The sequence below is a fragment of the Alistipes sp. genome, assembly GCF_048465575.1.
Taxonomy (GTDB): domain Bacteria; phylum Bacteroidota; class Bacteroidia; order Bacteroidales; family Rikenellaceae; genus Alistipes.
In genome coordinates this window covers 1-15,194 of sequence record NZ_DBFWLG010000013.1, presented here as the reverse complement: position 1 = coordinate 15,194, position 15,194 = coordinate 1, and the positions used below count along the sequence as shown (strand labels likewise).

Below are 15,194 nucleotides of genomic sequence, written 5' to 3'. Positions count from 1 at the left end.
TTGTTATTCCCACATAAGGGAGTGCAAATATAGGTAAAAAATCCGATATAGCGTCACGAATTCGGGAGCATAATTTTGGCGCTTGAAATAAGTGGCTGTCTATCAGTATTTTGAATGAGCTGTCCTGCGGGCATTCCAAGGCGGACGGTTACTCCTTGCGCAGTTCGTCGACGAGCAGTTCGATGGCCTCGGTTCCGGCCTCGCGGATGATCTGCCGGCGGTCGCCCCGGGCATGGATCAGACGCGAGGTGGTGCCCAGGGGCGACGATACGGCGATCCAGACCGTGCCGACGGGCTGCTCGGGCGTGCCGCCCGTGGGGCCCGCGATGCCGGTGGTGGCGATGGCGTAGTGGGTGCCGGCGGCGCGGCGGGCTCCCTCGGCCATCTGGCGGACGACCGGTTCGCTGACCATGCCGTAGCGGGCCACGCTGTCGCAGCAGACGTGAAGCAGCGAGCGTTTGGCGTCGAGGCTGTAAGCGACCACGCCGCTGATGAAATAGGCCGAAGCGCCGGGCAGGGCCGTGAATCGCGCGGCGATGGTGCCGCCCGTGCAGCTCTCGGCCGTGGCGAGGGTCTGCATGCGCTCGGTCAGGAGGCGGTGGACCTCCTCTTCGGGCAGGGAGCGGCGGCAGGCGGTGCCTGCGATAAGGACGAGGAGGACGAGAAGAAATCGGTTCATGGGACGGGTGGGTTAGTTTCGGTTGAGTACATCGTGCAGCAAGCTGATAGCCAAAGCACTGGCGCGGTCGATGATCTGTCCGCGGTCGGTGCCGCACTGCTTGAGGACGGCGGTGGTGCCGTGGGGCGTCGAGACGGCGATCCAGACCGTGCCGACGGGTTTTTCGGCGGTGCCGCCCGTGGGGCCGGCGATGCCCGTGGTCGAGACGGCATAGTCGGCGCCCGAGATGCGGCGGGCGCCCTCGGCCATCTGGCGGGCGACCTCCTCGCTGACGGCTCCGAAGCGTCGGATCGCAGCGGGATCGACGCTCAGCAGAGCGCTTTTCGATTCGTTGCTGTACGACACCGCGCCGCACAGGAAATAGGCCGAGGCGCCCGGCATGGCCGTGAAGCGCGCGGCGATTGCGCCGCCCGTGCAGCTTTCGGCCGTGGCCAGCGTGAGCCCGCGCGCGGTCAGCAGGTTGTGGACCAGCTCCTGCATCGAGGCCGTCTCGAACCCGACGATGTGGCCGGGGATGAGCTGCCGGAGGGCTTCGAACTGCCGCTCGATCTCCTGCCGGACGCTTTCGCCCTCGACCTCGTAGGCCGAAAGGCGCAGCCGCACCGTGCCCGGATTGGGGAGGTAGGCCAGTTTGAGGTGGGCGGGCAGCGCATTCTCCCACGCTTCGATGGTCTTGGCGAGCACCGACTCGGCCAGCCCGGCCGTGATGAGCGTGCGGTGGACGATCTGCCGCAGCGCGAAGCGGGCCTTGAGGCGGGGCATGACCTCTTCGGCCATCAGGTGCTCCATCTCGAACGGGACGCCGGGAAGCGAGACGAGGACCTTGCCGTCGGTTTCGAACCACATGCCCGGGGCCGTGCCGTGGGCGTTGAAGAGCACCGTACAGGCCTCGGGGACGAGCGCCTGCGAGCGGTTGAGGGCGTTGAACTCGATACCGCGTGCGGCGAGCATCCGCTCGACGTGGGCGGCGACTGTAGGGTCGTTGCGCAAGGGGCTGTGGAAGAGGTCGGCCAGCGTCTTCTTGGTGATGTCGTCCTTGGTAGGGCCCAGACCGCCCGTGAGGATGACTACGTTCGACTCTCCGAGGGCCTGCCGGACGCTCCGGCCGATCTGCTCGCGGTCGTCGCCGATCGAGATTTTTTCACGGACGACGATGCCGGCGGCGTTGAGGTGGCGGGCGATGGATACGGAGTTGGTATCGGTGATCTGGCCGATGAGAATTTCATCGCCGATGGTGATGACGGTGGCTTGCATGGCTATTGTTCTGTTGCGGGAGGCGTCGGGTTTTCATCTGCGCGGGAGTGCCGTTCGGCGTCGGCGATCAGCGCGTGGCAGATGTCGCGCACCAGGCGGGGACCTTCGTAGATGTAGCCCGTGTAGAGCTGTACCAGGTCGGCGCCCGCGTCGAGCATGGCCCGCACGTCGTCGGCGCTCATCAGCCCCCCGGTGCCGATGATGGGGTAGGTGCCGCCCGAGCGGGTGTGGATGCGCCGCACGACCTCGACGGCCCGCGCCGTGAGCGGAGCACCGCTGAGCCGTCCGGTGCCGATCTTGTCGAGCGAGGTGCGGCTGGTGCGCAGCCCCTCGCGGCAGTGGGTGCCGTTGGTGGCGACGATGCCGTCCAGCGGGGTGGAGAGCAGCACGTCGGTGATGCCGTCGATCACTTCGTCCGTCATGTCGGGCGAGATTTTGAGCATGATGGGGCGGTACTCGCTCTGTCCGCGCCGAAAGTCGAAGAGCGGGTCGAGAATCTGTAATATATGTTCGCGCGCGTGCGAGGCTCCCTCGCGGCAGGCGTTGTCGCAGCTGATGTTGACCGTGAAATAGTCGGCGTACTGGTAGAGACTGCGGAAGAGGCGCAGGTAGTCGGCCGGGGCGTTTTCGGCCGGCGTGGCGGCGTTCTTGCCGATGTTGCAGCCGACGAGGACCCCCGCGTGGGGACGCCGCAGGTGGCGGATGGCGTTCTCGAGCCCGCGGTTCGAGAGGCCGATGCGCTGGATGATGGCCCGGTCGCGCGGCAGGCGGAAGATGCGCGGACGCGGATTGCCCGCCTGCGGACGCGGCGTGAGGGTGCCCACCTCGACGAAACCGAAGCCCAGGGCCGCCAGTTCGCGGAACGCTTCGCCGTTGCGGTCGAACCCCGCGGCCAGCCCCACCGGGTTGGGGAACCGGAGACCGAAGACCTCGCGTTCGAGCGCCGGATGCCGCACGGCGTAGAGTTTTCCGAGCAGCCAGCGGCCGCCGGGGATGAACCCGACGATGCGCAGCAGCGTGAGAACCGCGCTGTGGGCCCGCTCGATGGTGAGCGAGAAGAGGATCGGCTTGATGATACTTCGGTACATGTCCTTGGGTAACGGCCGCAAAGTTACTAAAAAAGAATTGATTTGGTTAAAAATATTCGCGGCGGTAGCGGTAGTTGTCGCGCAGGCGTTCGAATGCGTCGGGGTGTGCTTTCAGACAGCGGCTCTCTCCGGCGATGTCGTACGCCTCGCCGATGGTGCTGCAAAGCTCCTGCCAGCCGATCGGGCGGGGTGCGGGACGCGCCGCTTCGGACGGGCGCCACGCCTTTGCCGGGAGGTCGAAATGGCGCGCTACGGCCTCGACGACGAGGGCCGTGGCGTTGGCCTTGCCCTGCTCGGAGTAGCCCGCGACGTGGGGCGTGGCCAGCAGCGCCCGGCGCAGCAATCCGGGATCGAGGTGCGGCTCGTGCTCCCAGACGTCGAGCACCCACCCCAGGCCGCTCGCGGCGAGCGCCTCGCCGTCCACCACCTCGCCGCGCGAGGAGTTCAGGAGGATGGCGCCGGGGCGCATCTGGCCGAACAACTCTTTGCCGGCCATGTGCCGCGTGGTGTCGTCCAGCGGCGTGTGGAACGTGAGGATGTCGGAATGGCGCGCCACCTCCTCCAGCGGGAGGAAGCCGCAGTGTTCGCGCTCCTCGCGCGGTGGGTCGCAGCAGAGGACGCGGAACCCCCACAGCTCGGCGTACTCCCGGACGAGTGAACCCACATGGCCCACGCCGACGACGCCCAGCGTGCGCTCTTCTGGCCGCCAACCCCCGAGGCGGGAGAGGTGGACCAGCACGGCGGCCACCCATTGCAGTACGCCCCGGGCGTTGCAGCCCGCGGCGGTCTCCACGCGGATGCCGTTCGCGGCGCACCACGCCGTGTCGATGTGGTCGAAGCCGATGGTCGCCGTGGCCACCAGGCCGACGTGCGAGCCGCCGAGCAGCCGCGCGTCGCAGCGCGTGCGGGTGCGGACGATGAGCGCGTCGGCGTCGCAGACATCGGCTGCCTCGATGGCCGCTCCGGGCAGGTAGTGCACCTCGGCCCAGGGTTCGAGCGCACCCCTCAGAAAGGGGATGGCGCTGTCGGCGATGATCTTGAGATTCTTCACTTTTTCCCGGATTCTCGTCTTTTACGGAAAACAAAGATAATAAAATTTTAAAATTTTCGTACCTTTGTTCGACAACAGGCGTCTTTATGGAACAAAAAACTTTCGATCCCGACGGGGTCGGCGTGGATAACGGAACCTATTTCGGACTGCCGTTCGAGCCGGAAACGGCCGCCCTGGTGCTTATCTCGGCGCCGTGGGACGTGACGGTCTCGTACGGGGCCGGAACGGCCTATGCCCCCGATGCCCTCATCGAGGCCTCGACGCAGCTCGACTACTACGATCCGCTGGCGCCCGACGCTTGGCGCCGCGGAATCGCCACGGCCGACATCGACTACACGCTCCAGGAGGAGTCGCAGCGTCTGAGGACCGATGCGGCCCGCGTGATCGAGCACCTCGAGGGGGGCGGATGTCCCGAGGACGACTACGCGGTCCGCAAGATCCGCCGCGTGAACGAGGGGTGCCGGGCCCTGAACGCCAACATCGCGGCGCAGGCCCGCCACTGGCTCGAGCGGGGCAAGACGGTGGGACTGGTGGGCGGCGACCACTCGACGCCCTACTCGCTGATCCGCGCCCTGGGCGAGCGGTACGAGCGGTTCGGGATCCTGCATGTCGACGCCCACTGCGACCTCAGGGACGCCTACGAGGGGTTCGAATTCTCCCACGCCTCGATCATGTTCAACGTGCTGCGCGATGTCGGGGCCGTACAGCGGATCGTGCAGGTCGGCGTGCGCGATTACAGCCGGCGGGAGGCCGAGACGGCCGCGGCGTCGGGGCGGGTGGTGCTGTTCGACGACATGGCGCTCGCCGGAGCGGAGTTCCGGGGCGAGACGTGGGACGCGCAGTGCCGCCGCATCGTGGAGGAACTGCCGCAGGAGGTCTATGTGAGTTTCGACATCGACGGCCTCGATCCGGCCGACTGCCCCCACACCGGTACGCCCGTCAACGGAGGGCTGAGTTTCAACAAGGCCGTGTGGCTGCTCGACACGCTCGTGCGCTCGGGCCGCCGCATCATCGGCTTCGACCTGGTGGAGGTATGCCCGGCGCGGGAGGAGCGTACGGACGCCGTCACGGGGGCACGCATGCTGTGGAAACTTTGCGGGCAGACCCTCAAATCGAACGAAAAACCAAACGAAAAATAGATGCGATTATTCTCGATGTACGGCTGGGTGCGTGCGCGCTATGCGATGAACGTACGCCGCCGCGGGTTGATGGAGGCTCCCTGGGCGGGCGGCGTGGCGCTGCTCGTCTGCGTGGTCGTAGCCATGCTGCTGGCCAATCTGCCGGCGACCAAACTTTATTACCACAATCTGCTGGAAACCGACCTTTCGCTGGTGGTCAAATCCCCCGGCGGGGTGATCGACTGGGCTTTCCCGCGCGGAATGACCGTCGAGGGGTTCATCAACGACTGCCTGATGGTGATCTTCTTCTTCACCGTGGGGCTCGAAATCAAGCGCGAGGTCGTCTGCGGACATCTCTCATCGGTGCGCCGGGCCATCCTCCCGGTGGTTGCGGCGGCCGGGGGCATGATCGCTCCGGCGCTGATCTTCGCCCTGTTCAACCACGGCACCCCCGCGGCCAACGGCTGGGGCATTCCCACGGCCACCGACATTGCATTCGCCGTGGGCATCCTCTCGATGCTGGGCGACCGCGTTCCCGTGTCGCTGAAGATCTTCCTCACGGCGCTGGCCATCGCCGACGACCTGGGGGCCATCCTCGTCATCGCGCTCTTCTACGGCGGCGAGTTGCACCTGGTGTGTCTGGCCATTGCGCTGGTGATTCTGGCTGCGGTCTACGCCCTCAACCGGCTCGGCGAGAAGCGCATGATCTTCTACCTCGTCCCGGCCGTGGTCGTGTGGGGACTGTTCTACTACTCGGGTGTGCATTCGACCCTCTCGGGCGTGGCGATGGCGCTGGTGATTCCGATGGAACCCCGCTTCAGCCGTGAATATTTCATGCACAAGATGTCGTGGCTGAAAGATTGCCTCGTGGGGGCCAATCCCGATCTGGACGGCGACGGCGTCGAGGACGATTTTCCCAACGAGGAGCACCGCTTCCACCTGCGCGAAATGCGCCGGCTGGCTTCGGGTTCGATGGGCATGAGTTACCGGCTCGAACACGCCCTGACCCCCTATGTCACGTTCCTCATCATGCCCATCTTCGCGCTGGCCAACGCCGGGGTCGAGATCAACTCGGCCGAGTATTTCAATATCTTCCATGTCGGACCCGAGACGGGAGCCGTGGGGCTGGGCGTCTTCTTCGGCCTGATGATCGGCAAGCCGCTGGGCATATTTCTTGCGAGCTTCGCGGCCGTGAAATTCCGCGTGGCCGAGATGCCCGACGGGGCTACGTGGCGCATGCTGCTGGCCGTGGCCTGTCTGGGCGGTATTGGCTTTACGATGTCGTTGTTCGTCGACGGACTGGCCTACACCGATGCGGGGCTGATCGACCGCGGCAAGATTGCGATCCTGATGGGTTCGACCGCCGCCGCCGTGCTGGGCAGCGTGCTGATCGTGCTCTTTTCGAAAAAACCGAAGACCGAATGAAAAAAACAGTGCTTGTGCTGCTTGCCGCGGCTTTCGTCGCGGCGGGCTGCTCGAAAAAGTCGGGCGGGGGCGTGAAGCTGAGGACCGACACCGATTCGGTGGCGTACGTCATCGGCATGAATATCGGCATGAACCTGCGCAGGATGGATTCGACGATCAACGTGAACGCCGTGTGCGAGGGTATCCGCGACGTGCTGCGCCGTTCGCCGCGCTTCACCGGGCAGGAGGCCGAGACGTTCTACCTGCGCTACGTGACCTGGACGCTGCCCGAGAAAGCCCGCGCCTACGAGGAGCAGTTCCTGGCGGACATCGCCAAGTCGAACCGCTCGTTCGCCCGGACCGCGTCGGGCGTGACCTACACCGTGACCGAGGTGGGCGACCAGGAGCAGCTGCCCTCGTCGGACCGCGACACGCTGCGCCTGAGGTGGACGATCCGCACGGCCGACGACCGCGAGGTCTACTCCTCCTACGAGCGGGGGGACACGCTGCGCATAGCGCTGGGCGATCTGGTCAAGGGGGTCCGAGAGAGCGTGAAACTCATCGGTCCGGGCGGCAAAATCAACGCCTGGATGCCGTCGGCGGCGGCCTACGGCGCCGAGGGCGACAAGGAGTTGGGCGTGGCTCCCAACGCCACGCTCTACTATGAAATAGAGCTCATCGATGTCGATAAATACGCCAATCGGGTGCGACGTGCGAATTTCAGGTGAGAATCCGATTCGTTGTGACAATATTTTTATATCTTTGCGCGAGCAAACCGTAAGAGACATCACAACATAGTAAAACTCACACAATGAAAAAGATTCTTATTGCTGCGGCACTTGCCGGTGCCGCGATGATGACCTCCTGCTGCGACAAGAAAGGTGGCATCACGATGGGCAGCCTGTCGGATTTCGACTCGCTGTCGTATGCCCTCGGTGCCAATATCGGCTACGGCATGAACTACGAAATGCGGGACGTCCCGTTCGATTACAAGGCCATCGACAAAGGGATCAAGGACGGTGCGCTGGACAAGTCGGACAAATCCCGCGAGGAGTCGCTCGACATGCTGCGCAAGTATTTCATGACTACGCGCGGCGAACGCGCCCGCGCCATCGCCCGGAAGCGTGCCCAGGCCGACAGCGTGCGCCTGGCCGGCGGCGACAGCACCAAGGTCGACTATCCTGCGGCCGATCCCGAAATGTTCGAGACCGAGGAGGAGCGTACGGACATCTCCTACGCATTCGGTAGCGACATCGGTACCAATTTGCGCGAGAGCGGTCTTCCGGTCGAGCTGGTCTGGATCGGCGAGGCGATGCAGAACGTGCGCGACGACAATGCCAAAATGTCGCAGGACGAGGCCAACCAGTATTTGCAGCACTATTTCATGGTGACGCTGCCGGCTCAGAACGCCGAGGCTTCGAAAGCGTGGCTGGAGAAGATCGAGAAGAAATCGGGCGTGAAGAAGACCGAGTCGGGTCTGCTGTACCGCATCGACAAGGAGGGCGACGCAACGGTCAAGGCGACCGATCCGCGCGACGTGGTAAAAGTCCACTACACGGGCCGCACGCGCGAGGGCAAGGTGTTCGACACGTCTAAATTCGCCAACCGCCCCAAGGAGCAGCAGGAGATGATCAAGAAGCAGAACCCCGAGGGGTACGACAAGGACGAGCCCGTCGAGTTCCCGCTCAACCGCGTGATCCCCGGCTGGACCGAGGGTATGCAGCTGGTGGGCAAGGGCGGTACGATCACCCTCTGGATTCCGTCGGACATGGCCTACGGCAGCCGTGGCGCCGGCCGCAATATCGGTCCCAACGAAGCGCTGGAGTTCGAGGTCGAACTGATCGACGTGACCCCCTACGAGGAGCCCGCACCGGCCGATTCGACCGCGACGGCCGAGAAGCCCGAGGTGGCTCCAGCAAAATAGTCCGGAACTGCGATGATTTGAAAGCCGCCCCCGTTCGGGGGCGGCTTTTTTGCGGGACGGGGCTGCGCAGATTCCGCTTTCGCCGCGGGCGTGTCATGCCCGATCTTCAGGGGACGGACGGTCCGGATGCTTCGGCCGGGTTGCGCTGCCGGGTTGCAAATTGCAGCCGGTGTGCTTCGGCAATTGCTCTTATTGTCACTCCGGGCGCCGGCGAGGAATCTTCCGGCCATTCTTGCGGGAGGAAGATCCCTCGTCGCTTGCGCTCCGTTGGTTCGGACGGCGGGGGCGAAAAGCGCGCGGCCGGGTAAGCATCCATACGAAAAAACCTCCGGACCTTTGCGGGGCCGGAGGCGTGGGTCGTTCTCTCTGCGGTGCAAATCAGAACGGCAGGTCGTCCACCTCGGCGGCGGGCGACGAGGCGTAGGACGGCTCCTCGGCGATGGGCGGCAGGTCGGGCATGGGGGCTGCCGGAGCCTCGGTCTGCTTGGGTTGCAGGCGCCAGGCGCGGATGTCGGTGTACCACCGGCCGTTGTATTCGCGCGACTCGACATTGACCGAGACCTGATAAGTCGCACCCTCTTTCAGCCGGGCCACGTCGTCGGGCTTGTTGAAGAACGTCACGCAAATCTTGCGCGAGTAGGTGCCGTCGGCATACTCGAACACTACGTCCTGACGCTGCCATTCGCCCCGGGCCGACGTGCCCTTGGTCACGGGCATTATTCTGAAAACGGTTCCTTCGAATTCCATATCGTTTCGTGTTATGATTTTGCTGCAAAGGTAAACATTTTTCGGTTATCTTCGACAGTTCGGCGGTATGGAATCGATTTGCGGATCGGAGTTGCGGCTGCGGAGCGCGGGCGTACCCGTTTCAGCGGGGAGTCGAACTGGTCGGGGGCGGCAGCCGGTGCTCGACGGGTGGAGGAGCGGCGACCCGGCGCGTGGAAGGCGTCGGGCGGGGATAACTGAATTTCAAGTAGACGAGCGGGTCTGCTGTTTTCCAACCTCGCTGGATCAAGGTGGTATGGTTGATGAGCACCTCCTCCAACATGGCTGGACCGTAGGCATAGGCTTCGCCCACGGTGAGCCGGACGGAGAACCTTTCGGCGGGCAACTCCGCCGCGCGCGTGAGTTTCAGCTGTGCCAGCACGCTTCGCGATCGCGGATCGCTCAGATTCCGGAGCATCTCGCCGATGTCACCGTTGTGGACCGGGAGGTTGGAGGCGTCGATCCCCAGGTCGGTGTTTTGCGGGGTGGCGATCTTTGCAAAAAATTGCGGCAGACGGGCCGTGACCCAGTTCAGGGCATAGCAAGATATGAAAAGGATGCGGTTGATCGGAGGAGGGGTTGCTGCCCGAACCATGTTTTCCTGCATCGGGTCGCGTTGTGCGGCGGCGACCAGACAAAACCCGGCCAGCTGGCGGAACCGGAGAATGCCCGGAAAACGCACGGGTCCTGTCTCCTTTGCCCCGTGTCCGATCCAGATGACGACGTTCTCGGCCACCGTGTGCCCCGTCGTCCACTCGTAACAGATGCATTTGAACGAGGTGCCGATGTCCACGGACGCGGGCTCGGCCGGTGGGGGCGGTGCAGCCGTTGCGGCAAGTCCGGTGCGAGGTCCGGTGCGGGTCGTCCGGTGCAGCGGTTCCGGAGAGGCCGACCGGCGCGGGGTGGAAGAGGGAGGGATCGGAGCAGGGGTGGTGCGCCGTGTGGTCGGTGGAAGCGGTGCCGGGGTGGAAGATGCAGGCGGGGCCGATGTCGAAGAGGAGGAGGATGGAGAGGCCTGTGGCGCTCCGTCCGTCGTGGGGAGGCTCGGCGGTGCGGGCTGAGGCGTCCAGAGGAGTGGTCGTAGTTTGCTGTGTTGGAATATGGCGATGCAGCCGCCCTGCTCGAAAAAATCTTTTCCGCGCTTGGGAACGACGGGTCTGATGACGATAACCATGATCGGGGGAGGTTTGGGTTTGGGGAAGATGGACCGGAGAGCGCGCTCTCCGGTCCGGGGGTGTGGCCGGGATCGGGACCCGCAAAGGGCGCCCTTGCCCTCGGAAGAGGCGCCCTGGGCACCGCTTACGGGCCCGGGCGGGCAGTATGCGGTAGGGGACCGCAAGCGGCGTCAGCCCAGCTTGACCGGCTCCGTGCAGGCGGCCATGATGTCCATCAGCTTGCTCAGCCCCTCGGTGGGCGGCTGCTGACGCGCCGAGACGTGAACCTGGTATTTGGCCGTCTGGTTGGTACTGCGGGTGTTCTCGCGCGAGGTCGAGACCTTGCCGTGGACATTGACGCTGCCCTTGCCGAAAAAGCCGAAGTTGAAGCTGGAGTTGACGTCCACCGAGCTCTCGGCCTCGGTAGATTCTTTGCTGCCGGTGGTCTCGGTGACCTCCATCTGGAAATCGATCTGCACGTCGTCGATCATCAGCGACGGGATGGGAACCAGCCCCAGGAACGGGGCGTTGACCTCAACTTGCGAGGTGCCCAGATCGCCCTCGATGGGGCGGTTGAGCCGAAACGACAGAAGCCGCGGATCGGAGGTCGGCTTGCCGTCCTTGTCGACTTTGAAGCCGATCTGGGTCATGAATTCGTACGCCGACTGGGCGAGGATTTTCTGCGAGTCGCATGCGGCGCGCATGGGCGCTGCGATCAGTTCGGCGATCGGCAGCCCCTGGAATTTGCTTACTGCTTCGGATGGCATGGTTTTGAGGTTTTAAAGGTTAGTATTGTGCCGTAGGCGTACGGCGGATTTACTGCGTCGGCTGCCGGCTCTCGTCGGGAGGCGTCTCCGCGGGCAGGATGGTCTTGTCGTACTCGTCGATGATGCGCGAAAGTCCCTCGGGGATGGGGTTGGATTCGAATTTGAGCTTGACGTGCATCTGCGTGTGGTCCTTGCCGCCGGCGAAATTCACCTCGAAACTGGAGCGTTGCAGCCCGTTGCAGAAATCGGCCGTGTCGTTGCCGAGCTGGAAGCCCGGCTGGGGCTCCTTGCGCTTGATCTCGGCGGCGGCGATCTGCACGGTGAAATCCATTTCGACCTCCTTGATGTTGATCGACGAGGGGTTGACGATCGAGATGAGCGGAATGTCGATCGAGGTCTGGGAGTCGATATTGAGCCGCCGCGAGAAAGGCCGTCCGGCGGGGTCGAAATAGCGGCCGAGCAACTCGATGTTGCGCGTTTCGATCATCTCCATCGCCGAATTCACCGCATGTTGCAGCCCTCGAATGAGGTCGGTGAATGTCTGCGGTTCGCTGTTTTGTTTTCTCCAGAATGCCATGGCGTACCGATTTTGATGTAAATATATTATTGTGAGGCGAAATTTTATTTCGCCTCATCGGCCCACCGCTCGATCAACTCTTCGAGCAGCTCCGACTCCCGGGGGCTCAGCAGGTCGGCGAACCGCTGCCGGAGCGTGCGCAGCAGTTCGGCCTCCTCGGGTCGCAGGGGCGGACGGGCGAGCGAGTAGGAGGAATCGGTGTAGTAATAGGCCCTGCACGCGGCGTCGTAGGCTATCGGCGCAAAAAAACCGAGAAAAGGGTCGTGCTGCATCGCTTCCAGATCGAGCTGGATGGTTCGCTGCGAAACGCTGAATCCGGTCTCATGGCGGCAGAAACGGGCCATTTCGGCGGTTTTGACACGGCTCCGGCGGCGCAGCAGGGTGTCGATGAGCCGATACCTTGCCAATGCGAATTTGTTTTGGGGCATGATTGTAAGTTTTAACCACTTACAATTTACGATTTTAACCGCCATTCCGGGCCGCCGTTCGCACCGGGCCGAAAAAAAGCCGTACACAACGTGTACGGCTCTGCGGTGGACCCAGAGGGGCATGATCCCACGACCTTCGGATTATGAGTCGTAATTTGGCTATTTTTGCCGATTTTTGACCATTTTTATTTATCGCTGCAAATGCTTGTTTTTCAGCAGCAAATATAAGATTTTATTTCATTATTATTTTTGCATTAAAATCTCTATTTTTGTGTCTAAATTGTGTACCCGATTTAAAATTTAGACACAAAATGAACTACTCCAGGGACGGCATTACGGTGGCCGCTATGATCGACACCAGCCATCCGAAGAAAGACGGTCTTTTCCCGGTGCGCATTCGGGTGACCTATGCACGGGAGCGCCGGTATTATCCGACCGGGAAGAGTTTGACTCTGGAGGAGTGGGAAGCACTGCCTGCAACGAAAGCCAGAACACTCATAGCGATCCGTAAAGATATTGAAAGCAGTTACCAAATCGTGCGAACGGTTGTTGAGGACCTTGCAATGCGCCGTATTTTTTCATTGGAGAATCTCAACAGCCGCCTGAAACGAGTTGGCAGCGATACACTCACTATCGCATTTGAAAGTAAGATTACCGAAATGAGGGTGCAGGATCGTATCGGTAATATGATGGCCTACCAGGTCGTAATGAAAGGAATAAAACGTTTTGCCGGGGACCGTGTTTCCTTATCGTCCGTAACAGAGGATTGGGTTTGGCGGTATGAATAATTCCTACTTGGAGAGGGCAAAAGCCGTACTACCGTCGGAATACATATGCGGCACCTGCGGGCGATCCTCAATGAAATGAAGCGATGTGGTAAGATTTCGGAGGCTCAGTACCCATTCGGTAAAGGCCGTTATGAGATACAAGCCGGAGAGGGGCGTAAACTGGCGCTTACCCTGGAGCAGATCGGGCAGATTGCAAAATATGACGACGGGACCGAAGCGACGGCCAAATACCGGGATTATTGGTTGTTTCTCTACCTGTGTAACGGCATCAATGTGGCGGATATCGTGCGGTTGAGGTACCGGGATATTGTGAACGGGGAGATTTGCTTTGTACGGCAAAAGACCGAGCGCACGACAAAGACACGCAAGGAGATTCGTGTGATAGTGGTGCGTCAGATGCAGGATATTATCGACCGCTGGGGGAATACACCAGCCCCGGATAGCTACCTGTTTCCGATCCTGGAGGGTGGGGAGGATGCTATGCGTCGGAAGATGAAAACGCTGTATCTGACGCGCGCAATCAACAAACGGATGCAAGAGGTAGGCGAGCGGCTCGGGATCGGTAAAATCTCGACCTATACGGCCCGGCACTCGTTCGCTACGGTCTTGAAGCGCGCCGGGGCAAATATCGCCTATATTTCGGAAAGCCTCGGGCACCAGGACCTCAAGACGACAGAAAACTACCTTGCCGGCTTCGAGCGAGAGGAGCGGATAAAGAATGCGGAAATATTAACAAAATTTTAGAGATATGGATATTAAGCAGGTAATGCAATGCATAGAACAATTGGACGATTATATTGCTTTTAATGGTGATGTAGAAAATGGAGCAAGAGCGGAAATTATGTCATTTAGGGATGAGCGTATAGATCATGGTGTTTATGTTGCTCGAAAATATATTCACCCGGTGATTTTAGAACTATCAAGAGCGGACAGCGAGGGACGTAACTTATTATTGTGTGACATATTTTTATGTGCAAGACAAACTTTTGCCGCATATGGTTTTAATCGAGAGGGGTATTTTGAACTTTCGAAACAATTAAATCATATGGCCGATAATGGTTTGGAATTTACACCAATTCAAGAATTTGTGTATCATGCTATGGGACTTTTGGTGGAATTTTATTATGATTTAATTTATCGTATGTTGTGTATTGGTATAGATGTATCTAACTTATTACGGAAGCTAAATATATACGATTATGTATCTTCGTATTTCAAATACGAATTACAGAAATCCCCCGAGTGGCAACTTGAAGATATTGTAAATGTTCCTTTAGAAAATATTGTCAGACGTAATAATAAGCAGACGCCTCGGATCTGCTTTATACACGCTCTCTGGAAGATTCTGGATAAATATCCTGATGCGACGAGAGAAAATAAATCCTTATTTATTGAAGCAGTAACAGGGGCAGGGTTAGAAGGGTTGAGAAAAACACCCAAATCGACATATGCCTATTCGAATATGCCAATTCCCAGTAAAGCTTGTCGGGAAGATACAGAGGAATTATTAAAGCTGTTAGAAAAATAAAAAGGGTTGTATAACCTTTTTGGTAACCCCTTTATACATTTATCACCTTTGCATTGTGATCGTTCACTGAAGGCCCGGACGCGGGCAAGTGTAAAATTTAAAATCACGATGCAATGGAAAATTCTGTTATCGTCACTACCCCGGCGCAATTGCAATCGCTTATCGGCGATGCAATCGGTGCCATTCTTCCGAAGCTGGCCGACTTTCGGCGCAAGAACGAACCCGTCGAGACCGACGGAATGAATGTTGAGGACGCGGCCCGGTTCCTCGCTGAGCAAGGTATTCCCACCACGCGGGCCTCTCTCTACAACCTCGTCTACAAGGACGCCATCCCTTACAAGAAATTCGGACGCCGCACGGTGTTTTCGAAGAGGGAGCTCTTGGCCTGGGTCGAAGCGCGCACCGTTCGTCCCAATGAGAAGCGTACAGCCGCCTCGCTGCGTATTGCTCAATCTGCCAATAACCGGGAATAACCGAGGTATGGATCAAAAGCAGTATGCCCCCGGTGCTCAAGGTAAGCACACAGGGGCCTTTAATCGGGTTTTGTACAGTAAATATCCGTTCTAATGCATCTTGTGCAAGGATCATCGGGTCTTTATCTTTGTGTACCGATTGGATGATCTATAAAACGGTCGGCAATTGATTATGGACAATAAGAAATACGACCGT

General features: G+C 60.5%; 18 protein-coding genes. 9 read left to right on the top strand and 9 right to left on the bottom strand.

Features of this window, described 5'->3' with window-relative positions:
• Positions 1-148: 148 nt before the first annotated feature.
• The 4 genes from ACMQ11_RS04450 to ACMQ11_RS04435 are packed head-to-tail and all read right to left on the bottom strand — an operon-like array spanning position 149 to position 4,072.
• A complete protein-coding gene (locus ACMQ11_RS04450; protein ID WP_418991512.1) occupies positions 149-679 on the bottom strand; it encodes a CinA family protein in 531 nt (176 codons plus the stop codon).
• Positions 680-691: 12 nt separating this feature from the next.
• Positions 692-1,933, bottom strand: coding sequence for a competence/damage-inducible protein A (locus ACMQ11_RS04445; RefSeq protein WP_418991511.1), 1,242 nt, complete (start codon positions 1,931-1,933; stop codon positions 692-694).
• Positions 1,934-1,935: 2 nt separating this feature from the next.
• Positions 1,936-3,021 carry a quinone-dependent dihydroorotate dehydrogenase gene (locus tag ACMQ11_RS04440; protein WP_418991509.1) on the bottom strand — a complete coding sequence of 362 codons (1,086 nt, stop codon included), beginning with the start codon at positions 3,019-3,021 and terminating at the stop codon, positions 1,936-1,938.
• Between the two features lie 46 nt (positions 3,022-3,067).
• On the bottom strand, positions 3,068-4,072 hold the full coding sequence (locus ACMQ11_RS04435) for a 4-phosphoerythronate dehydrogenase (protein ID WP_418991508.1): 1,005 nt from the start codon (positions 4,070-4,072) through the stop codon (positions 3,068-3,070).
• Between the two features lie 86 nt (positions 4,073-4,158).
• Between ACMQ11_RS04435 and ACMQ11_RS04430 the strand changes: the two genes are divergently transcribed.
• The 4 genes from ACMQ11_RS04430 (at position 4,159) to ACMQ11_RS04415 (ending at position 8,518) form a co-directional block, all read left to right on the top strand.
• Entirely contained in the window at positions 4,159-5,211 is a 1,053-nt protein-coding gene (locus ACMQ11_RS04430; protein ID WP_418991507.1) for an agmatinase family protein, read from the top strand.
• A complete protein-coding gene (nhaA, locus tag ACMQ11_RS04425; protein ID WP_418991506.1) occupies positions 5,212-6,615 on the top strand; it encodes a Na+/H+ antiporter NhaA in 1,404 nt (467 codons plus the stop codon).
• On the top strand, positions 6,612-7,322 hold the full coding sequence (locus ACMQ11_RS04420; RefSeq protein WP_418991505.1) for an FKBP-type peptidyl-prolyl cis-trans isomerase: 711 nt from the start codon (positions 6,612-6,614) through the stop codon (positions 7,320-7,322). Before nhaA ends, ACMQ11_RS04420 begins: the two co-directional genes overlap by 4 nt.
• An 83-nt stretch (positions 7,323-7,405) precedes the next feature.
• On the top strand, positions 7,406-8,518 hold the full coding sequence (locus ACMQ11_RS04415) for an FKBP-type peptidyl-prolyl cis-trans isomerase N-terminal domain-containing protein (RefSeq protein WP_418991504.1): 1,113 nt from the start codon (positions 7,406-7,408) through the stop codon (positions 8,516-8,518).
• A 378-nt stretch (positions 8,519-8,896) separates the two neighbouring features.
• Here ACMQ11_RS04415 and ACMQ11_RS04410 read toward each other — a convergent pair whose 3' ends face one another.
• Positions 8,897-9,265 carry a DUF3127 domain-containing protein gene (locus ACMQ11_RS04410; protein ID WP_418991503.1) on the bottom strand — a complete coding sequence of 123 codons (369 nt, stop codon included), beginning with the start codon at positions 9,263-9,265 and terminating at the stop codon, positions 8,897-8,899.
• A gap of 121 nt (positions 9,266-9,386) precedes the next feature.
• Positions 9,387-10,076, bottom strand: coding sequence for a hypothetical protein (locus ACMQ11_RS04405; RefSeq protein WP_418991502.1), 690 nt, complete (start codon positions 10,074-10,076; stop codon positions 9,387-9,389).
• Here ACMQ11_RS04405 and ACMQ11_RS04400 point away from each other — a divergent pair.
• Positions 10,069-10,344, top strand: a complete 276-nt coding sequence (locus ACMQ11_RS04400) for a hypothetical protein (RefSeq protein ID WP_418991501.1) — start codon at positions 10,069-10,071, stop codon at positions 10,342-10,344. The two genes, ACMQ11_RS04405 and ACMQ11_RS04400, sit on opposite strands and share 8 nt — an antisense overlap.
• A 284-nt stretch (positions 10,345-10,628) precedes the next feature.
• On the opposite strand, the gene ACMQ11_RS04395 is transcribed toward ACMQ11_RS04400, so the two are convergent.
• Genes ACMQ11_RS04395 through ACMQ11_RS04385 form a run of 3 tightly spaced genes read right to left on the bottom strand, consistent with a single transcriptional unit; the run spans position 10,629 to position 12,209 of the window.
• A complete protein-coding gene (locus ACMQ11_RS04395; RefSeq protein ID WP_418991500.1) occupies positions 10,629-11,204 on the bottom strand; it encodes a DUF2589 domain-containing protein in 576 nt (191 codons plus the stop codon).
• Between the two features lie 49 nt (positions 11,205-11,253).
• On the bottom strand, positions 11,254-11,781 hold the full coding sequence (locus ACMQ11_RS04390) for a DUF2589 domain-containing protein (RefSeq protein ID WP_418991499.1): 528 nt from the start codon (positions 11,779-11,781) through the stop codon (positions 11,254-11,256).
• A gap of 44 nt (positions 11,782-11,825) precedes the next feature.
• Positions 11,826-12,209, bottom strand: coding sequence for a hypothetical protein (locus tag ACMQ11_RS04385; RefSeq protein WP_418991498.1), 384 nt, complete (start codon positions 12,207-12,209; stop codon positions 11,826-11,828).
• A 311-nt stretch (positions 12,210-12,520) separates the two neighbouring features.
• Between ACMQ11_RS04385 and ACMQ11_RS04380 the strand changes: the two genes are divergently transcribed.
• The 4 genes from ACMQ11_RS04380 to ACMQ11_RS04365 all read left to right on the top strand — a co-directional run bounded on the left by ACMQ11_RS04380 (position 12,521) and on the right by ACMQ11_RS04365 (position 14,998).
• Positions 12,521-12,997 carry an Arm DNA-binding domain-containing protein gene (locus ACMQ11_RS04380; RefSeq protein ID WP_418991497.1) on the top strand — a complete coding sequence of 159 codons (477 nt, stop codon included), beginning with the start codon at positions 12,521-12,523 and terminating at the stop codon, positions 12,995-12,997.
• A 75-nt stretch (positions 12,998-13,072) separates the two neighbouring features.
• On the top strand, positions 13,073-13,741 hold the full coding sequence (locus ACMQ11_RS04375; protein WP_418991496.1) for a tyrosine-type recombinase/integrase: 669 nt from the start codon (positions 13,073-13,075) through the stop codon (positions 13,739-13,741).
• Between the two features lie 4 nt (positions 13,742-13,745).
• Positions 13,746-14,525 carry a hypothetical protein gene (locus tag ACMQ11_RS04370; RefSeq protein ID WP_418991495.1) on the top strand — a complete coding sequence of 260 codons (780 nt, stop codon included), beginning with the start codon at positions 13,746-13,748 and terminating at the stop codon, positions 14,523-14,525.
• Between the two features lie 113 nt (positions 14,526-14,638).
• Entirely contained in the window at positions 14,639-14,998 is a 360-nt protein-coding gene (locus ACMQ11_RS04365; RefSeq protein WP_418991494.1) for a helix-turn-helix domain-containing protein, read from the top strand.
• Positions 14,999-15,194 lie beyond the last annotated feature (196 nt).

Excerpts from the sequence above, each read along its gene's own strand:
- ACMQ11_RS04450 (WP_418991512.1), bottom strand. The coding sequence starts at position 679 with ATGAACCGATTTCTTCTCGTCCTCCTCGTCCTTATCGCAGGCACCGCC.
- ACMQ11_RS04445 (WP_418991511.1), bottom strand. The coding sequence starts at position 1,933 with ATGCAAGCCACCGTCATCACCATCGGCGATGAAATTCTCATCGGCCAG.
- ACMQ11_RS04440 (WP_418991509.1), bottom strand. The coding sequence starts at position 3,021 with ATGTACCGAAGTATCATCAAGCCGATCCTCTTCTCGCTCACCATCGAG.
- ACMQ11_RS04430 (WP_418991507.1), top strand. The coding sequence starts at position 4,159 with ATGGAACAAAAAACTTTCGATCCCGACGGGGTCGGCGTGGATAACGGA.
- nhaA (WP_418991506.1), top strand. The coding sequence starts at position 5,212 with ATGCGATTATTCTCGATGTACGGCTGGGTGCGTGCGCGCTATGCGATG.
- ACMQ11_RS04420 (WP_418991505.1), top strand. The coding sequence starts at position 6,612 with ATGAAAAAAACAGTGCTTGTGCTGCTTGCCGCGGCTTTCGTCGCGGCG.
- ACMQ11_RS04415 (WP_418991504.1), top strand. The coding sequence starts at position 7,406 with ATGAAAAAGATTCTTATTGCTGCGGCACTTGCCGGTGCCGCGATGATG.
- ACMQ11_RS04410 (WP_418991503.1), bottom strand. The coding sequence starts at position 9,265 with ATGGAATTCGAAGGAACCGTTTTCAGAATAATGCCCGTGACCAAGGGC.
- ACMQ11_RS04400 (WP_418991501.1), top strand. The coding sequence starts at position 10,069 with ATGTCCACGGACGCGGGCTCGGCCGGTGGGGGCGGTGCAGCCGTTGCG.
- ACMQ11_RS04395 (WP_418991500.1), bottom strand. The coding sequence starts at position 11,204 with ATGCCATCCGAAGCAGTAAGCAAATTCCAGGGGCTGCCGATCGCCGAA.
- ACMQ11_RS04390 (WP_418991499.1), bottom strand. The coding sequence starts at position 11,781 with ATGGCATTCTGGAGAAAACAAAACAGCGAACCGCAGACATTCACCGAC.
- ACMQ11_RS04385 (WP_418991498.1), bottom strand. The coding sequence starts at position 12,209 with ATGCCCCAAAACAAATTCGCATTGGCAAGGTATCGGCTCATCGACACC.
- ACMQ11_RS04380 (WP_418991497.1), top strand. The coding sequence starts at position 12,521 with ATGAACTACTCCAGGGACGGCATTACGGTGGCCGCTATGATCGACACC.
- ACMQ11_RS04375 (WP_418991496.1), top strand. The coding sequence starts at position 13,073 with ATGAAGCGATGTGGTAAGATTTCGGAGGCTCAGTACCCATTCGGTAAA.
- ACMQ11_RS04370 (WP_418991495.1), top strand. The coding sequence starts at position 13,746 with ATGGATATTAAGCAGGTAATGCAATGCATAGAACAATTGGACGATTAT.
- ACMQ11_RS04365 (WP_418991494.1), top strand. The coding sequence starts at position 14,639 with ATGGAAAATTCTGTTATCGTCACTACCCCGGCGCAATTGCAATCGCTT.